Source organism: Paenibacillus sp. UASWS1643 (genome assembly GCF_008693195.1).
Taxonomy (GTDB): domain Bacteria; phylum Bacillota; class Bacilli; order Paenibacillales; family Paenibacillaceae; genus Paenibacillus; species Paenibacillus amylolyticus_B.
Genome location: NZ_VXKZ01000078.1, coordinates 1 through 5635 on the forward strand (window position 1 = coordinate 1; position 5635 = coordinate 5635).

The window sequence follows — 5635 nt, forward strand, 5'->3', positions numbered from 1 at the left end:
GGATTAAGGCCAATCCGCCAAATATAGTGAATTTCTTCATGGATTCCACGCCCTTGAACGTACACCAAGATCATCAATCTTCCATTTTCCATCTATCAATTTGACCTTAATGATATAGGCTAACGTACTTGCACGAGTTTGGCCGTCCTGATCGGTATGCTCCACCTCAATGTCTGCATTCCACCATTGTTCCTGCAATCCCTCTTTCTGCGGTTCCAGGTCTACATTGATCAGCTTGGTTTTGACGATCGTTAGTGTACCCCGGCGTTGCTCCTGTTCTAATGCTTTATAGAGGTTATCAGTTACATAAGGCTTAGACTGTTCCAAAAAATCACTTGGACTTTCAACATCGAACGGTACGTATACCTTCAGAAATTCCGGAATAACTTTTTGGATCTCCGTTTGCATTTCTTCCGTTGGGGCCGCTACCTCTTCAGCCTCCTTCTCTGATACGGCTTGCTCATTTGGGGTGTACTGGCGAACCGGCTTCTCCTGAGTAACAGGCTGCTGCTTCTGTTCAGCAGCAGCCCGTTCTTTTTCAATGCGATTCCCTTCAAAAATCGATCCAATAAGTAAGGCTACCATACCTAAAGCTATAATTGAGCCAAGCCATGTTTTCACTGGTCCCTTCATGACTCGTCGCCCCCCTCGTTGTTAGAAGGATTTAACGGAATATTCTGCACCCGGTTTTCCTGTTGTCCAGAACGTATAGGTATGGAATCGGCATGATCTGCTGCTTGACGTTCTACGCTTCTGTTCCCAAGAGATTCTACCCCTCTGGATGTTCGTATTCTCTCTGGCTGCGGTCTTCTTGGACTTGAGCTTTGGCTTTGTTCCCGTCTTGTGCCAGGAATGACGTTAAGAGGTACCGTCTGTGGCGCTTGTCCACTATTAGTGGTGCTATGCGGCACACGCGAGTCTATCGCTTGATCCTCATTAGGCAAAGACGCAAATAATGAAGCGTCATTCCCTGATGATCCTTGGCCGCCTGATAAGGACTCAGGTTCATTCCGTAAATTCCCACCGCCAGTGAAATAATCATTGGATCTAATAGATTCATCATAATTTGCGTTTCCTGGTGCCCCTACGCCGCCGTGTAGCGGCGTAACGTTAGAACCATTACCCATTCCCTGAACACTTCCAGACGATTGGCCGTTATCCGGTCTTTGGCGCATGAAGGCTGGTATTGCCAAGTCTCCCGCAGCGCCAGGGCTGCCTTTCGTATCGTTTAAAGACACCGTTTGTGGCACGCTCCGGCACTACCCGCCATTACCCCAGCTAACACCCTGGCGCTCACGCCGCTTCCACTGGCACCTAGTGGTGGCGGATCTCCTAAACTTTCAGTTTGCAACGGCGCATTATCGTCAAGATCGTTATCTGTATCAGTACCGGCAGTAGCATTAATATCCGAAGAGTCCAGGCGTTCATTCTCCAATGCTGCTACGGTGCTTGTATCTCTGCCGCTCTCCATACTATCTACGGCCGCTCCCGCCGCAGCTCCCGCCGCTGGTCCACCGGCCATGGTTCCTGCTGCCTGAGCAGCTCCACGTGTCACCTTATGCCTAGCAGCATTCATGCGACGGTCAAACTGCGATGCTTCCATAGCCAGTTGCCGCGCAGCTTGGTTGCCGGCAAACAATATTTTGATTAGGCGATTACGAATCAGGAAGATCAACACCAGGATAACAAACTCAATGATGGCAACGGCAATGTATCCGATGCTGTCGGTATTCCCCTCCTGATATACAATCTCCGACATGGTAAATACGATTAGTGCTATAAACGATACGCCCAATTTAAGAATGAGCGGCAATGCCAGTTCCTCCGTATACCGACGGAACACACCTCCACCCGCCGGAAATGCTGCAATGAGTAAGTAAAACGGTGCAAGTGAGGCCACGGCCAAAAACCAAAACTGAAGCACGATGATGAGTAATGCCAAGGCGAATATCGGAATGGATGTAATCCCATTAACTACAGTGTACAATCCAGTGAACACCAAGCGCTCCGGGACTTGTACATAAGTCATCATTCCATTTCCTGACTCTTTGACTTCGTTCTTTTCTACAAAATCCTGCCTCACTTGTCCTGGCGGCTTACTCAAAAGTTCATCAACCCGACTTTCTCCTACCTCACTTTCCTTATCCGTTCCATATTGCATATATAAATAGGGACGATGTACAAATAAATCCCACATATTGTTGCCCATGCTTTGCCTTGCGCTTAAGCCGTCTTCACTTAGGGACGAACCCGCTCCCATGATAATGGCTGAAGCTTCTGTCGTAAGAGAATTAGCCCCCTTCAGCACAGTGCCATAGTTGCTGAAGAACAATAGCGTAACAACCAAGATTAGGAATGTCTTAACCAGGTTTCCGACTGCTTCAATTTGCGCGTGCTTGAAGAAATACTGATAAGCAAATAGTAATCCAACAGAAATTCCAATGATTCCAATTAACTTCCCGTACAGTCCCATACCACTAAAACCTATGGAGGATATGCCCGTTACACTTTGCATGACTCCCTCAATACGCTCGATCAATGTATTTACTACATCAAAATCAAATGCGTAGTCCAGCACGGTTAACATCGCATTCGTCATGTACAAGTTCATTTTGAAAAGGATGTTGACCATGAAGTTCATGGCTTCATAGAATTGGGCCATGATCGAGTCCTTAACGGCATCACCCGAAATCCAGCTACCAACCGTCGAGAAAGCTTTAGTAAAAACGTTACCCTCTTCCTCTTCGTCTCCTGTTTTTGAAGTTACATCGATCTGGTAATAGGCTGGAGATCCGTTGCTGGTTACTTCATGATCTGTGTTAAACAGGTTTGACGAAATGTTTTTACCAGCCAGCACATCCGGATCGGCTGCACTAGCTATTGGCAGCATACAGCTCACGAAAAAAATAAGGACGAGCATGCCATATCGAATCCAGCGTTTCATTCTGGATCACCCCTCGTCATCGCTTTTGTGAACAGTTATTACTTCGTCTGGATTCGCATTTCTCGACATTTCCTCTTCGTCAATTTCTCGAATCTTCCACTGCTCGTCTTCTTTGCTCATTCTCAGCAGATCTGAGAAATACTTTTGATGATTATCCAAAAAATAACTTACCTTATAATAAATTTGGCCCTGTTCGTTGGGTTTTTCACTGTAACGATAGATTGAATATTTCTCTCCAAGTTTCTCAAAATTCCCAGGATTAGAATGCTTCCCTGCTTTCAAATTTGCGTATCTTGGCTGATCCGAAAATAATATGGTCTTCAATAGATCATCATCGAATTCAACACTAGCCTGAATATAGGTTAAAGCCAGGGCATCCGCTGACTTCACATCAGCGGATGGTTCAGTACCCCCTTGCTTTGAACAGCCGATAAGAAGCAACAGAAACATTAGGCTTACAAGGCTCGTGTTAAAGATAGTCCGACCTGTCCACATGTTCATACCCCCATCCGAATTTTTTCTTGGCGTTCCCGCTCGTATTCCCGGTCTTCCTGGGTAGCGGTTGAGCTATCGAATGCTTCCTCAATCTCTTTGTATACTGGGTGAATCCGGACTGCAGCCACTCGGCCATAAATATCCTGGAAGAGCGCTGTTCCACGGCCAAGGCTATTTAAATACTCCACGTTGGCCGGTGTATCCGGCAGGTTGAAGTATTTCAGCATTTCAACAGCTTCCTCATACTTTTTCAGGGCAAAGGAAAACTTCATGCCCATGTTGGCCACATCTTCATCATAGTCACTGGCGTTCTGCGTTCCTTTCACCAACGTCGTGTTGTAGTGGCGTCCCATCCGTGTAATAAAGTCCATCATCGCTTTCCCCTCTGCCGAGCGCTCAACCGTCTTGGCCTCATCTTGAACTACAATCTTATGAATAGAACGGTCATAGTTGAACATGAACTGTTTGGTGTATGCGGTAATGGATATCAAGATGGCTTCTGAAATTTTCTCCAGCGGACGTGCCGCTTTCTCATTCTTAGGCAACTGCAGATTCTGAACCATAAGAACCTGGATCGGCTTACTGACCTGCAGAACCCGATAATCTTGTCCCCGCTCTCCAAAAAGAAGCCGGGCAATCTGTGTCCGTTTAAGCGTTTCTAATGTCTCGATGATTGCATACATCGATTCTCGTCGGGCCGGCCGATGCTCGATATTATCCACGCGGCTCTTCAAGCTTTCCAGCATACCACCAAGACACGGATCTCCATGTGTGGCTTCAACTTCAACAGCTTCACTCAATATAGTGAAACCAGCATCCCCAAGCTCTTGATCACAAAGGTACGATAAGATATCCAACGCGACTTCCTGCGCTTCCTGGATGCTGGTACTGGTCCGGAATGGATCAAGACAACCTGCATCCTGTTCGTCGGAGCCCAGCGTCCAAATGGAGATAAATTCCGGAGGAATAAACGGTAGCCCCTTGGCCCAGCCTTTCCGATCTCCTTTCGGATCGACAATCAAGGCCGTCGATCCAGACAACACGGATAAATAGGTGAACAGGTTAATCCAGAACGATTTTCGCTTACCGGTCATCCCAGCCACCATCATAGCCAGGGAATCGACAACGTTATTTACGCCTTCAAATGCTTTTGCGGCCAAGTCAGGTTGGATAAACACTGGCCGGTTGAGCTTGAGCGTCTGCCCGATGTAAAAACCGCGATTGTCGCCAATGTTCGTCGTGGCTCCAAACATCATCCCGGCCAGCTTTGTTGGCTCCACGTATTGAATATAGTCCTTATTGATCCGCGGACAAGTCGGAATAAATTCCATAAAGTACGAGATCATTTCCCCATACGGACTAAGCAAGTGAATACCGAAAGCTTGCATTTCCCGCTTCAACTCGTCTACTCTGACACGCAGCTGGTCTTTGTCTTTGGCCGATACACGGAAAACAAAGCTACATCCATATGCCGGGTAACCAGTATCCGTAAACCGGCTTTCCATTTGAATAGCTCCACTCTCAGCCTTTTCGGTGTTGAGATCCACGTGACTGTCGCCCTTGTGGGCTTCCTCTCGCTGGTCCTGGTAGGAAAGCCGCACGTTACTGAGGTTTTTAATGATCTGATCATTTCGCAGCAGCCCAGCTTTGACCGACACTGCAACCGGAAAGCGTAGCCGGTTTTGGATATGAAACATCCATTCGGATCCTGGATGCAAACTGTGTGGCGTCATTTTATCAGCAACCAGGTATTGGACGTAACTTTCCTTGATTTCCTCGTCCACCATTTTGTAAAGCTTGAGAGTTTTTTGATCATATTCTTCAATTTCTGCATTTTGAAGTTCATAGAATGACTGCGCCCGGCCACGGCGTGCCTCATGCTCCTTGCGTTCTCCGTCAATACCGGAAACGTCTACGCTGGTTTCATACCCCTTCCGTAGCTTGGTATCGTTCGGCGTAACGCTAAAGTTTTGCTCGATCAGAAACAGCGTTTCTTCCTTACTGAGCATCCGGACCAGGGAAGACATGGACTGACTCAGGGTTTCTCGCAGCCCTTCAGCCTGAAGTTTATATTGCTCAATGTCTACTTTCAGAATATCGTTCGGTTCCAGCCCCATTGCGCGGTACACTGGCGATTTAAAACCATTGATGAAGTCCGTCAGTCCGGCAACCACCGCTAGGCCGGTATTACCAACC

5 protein-coding genes are annotated in these 5635 nt (G+C 47.3%); all 5 read right to left on the bottom strand.

The window, feature by feature from the left end:
- Positions 1-36: 36 nt before the first annotated feature.
- Complete coding sequence (locus FE296_RS00485; protein WP_150364002.1) at positions 37-633, bottom strand: hypothetical protein; 597 nt, start codon at positions 631-633, stop codon at positions 37-39.
- Positions 630-1250, bottom strand: a complete 621-nt coding sequence (locus FE296_RS00490) for a hypothetical protein (RefSeq protein WP_150364003.1) — start codon at positions 1248-1250, stop codon at positions 630-632. Before FE296_RS00490 ends, FE296_RS00485 begins: the two co-directional genes overlap by 4 nt.
- Positions 1229-2944: a CD3337/EF1877 family mobilome membrane protein gene (locus FE296_RS00495; protein WP_150364004.1), complete on the bottom strand. Its 1716-nt coding sequence runs from the start codon at positions 2942-2944 to the stop codon at positions 1229-1231. The genes FE296_RS00490 and FE296_RS00495 overlap by 22 nt, the downstream gene beginning before the upstream one ends.
- Positions 2945-2950: 6 nt before the next feature.
- Positions 2951-3394, bottom strand: a complete 444-nt coding sequence (locus tag FE296_RS00500; protein ID WP_190944972.1) for a hypothetical protein — start codon at positions 3392-3394, stop codon at positions 2951-2953.
- Between the two features lie 47 nt (positions 3395-3441).
- Positions 3442-5635 (bottom strand): ATP-binding protein (locus FE296_RS00505; protein ID WP_150364006.1); only part of this gene is annotated, 2194 nt, incomplete at its 5' end.

Coding starts and splice junctions, on each gene's coding strand:
- FE296_RS00485 (WP_150364002.1), bottom strand. CDS start 633: ATGAAGGGACCAGTGAAAACATGGCTTGGCTCAATTATAGCTTTAGGT.
- FE296_RS00500 (WP_190944972.1), bottom strand. CDS start 3,394: ATGTTTCTGTTGCTTCTTATCGGCTGTTCAAAGCAAGGGGGTACTGAA.
- FE296_RS00495 (WP_150364004.1), bottom strand. CDS start 2,944: ATGAAACGCTGGATTCGATATGGCATGCTCGTCCTTATTTTTTTCGTG.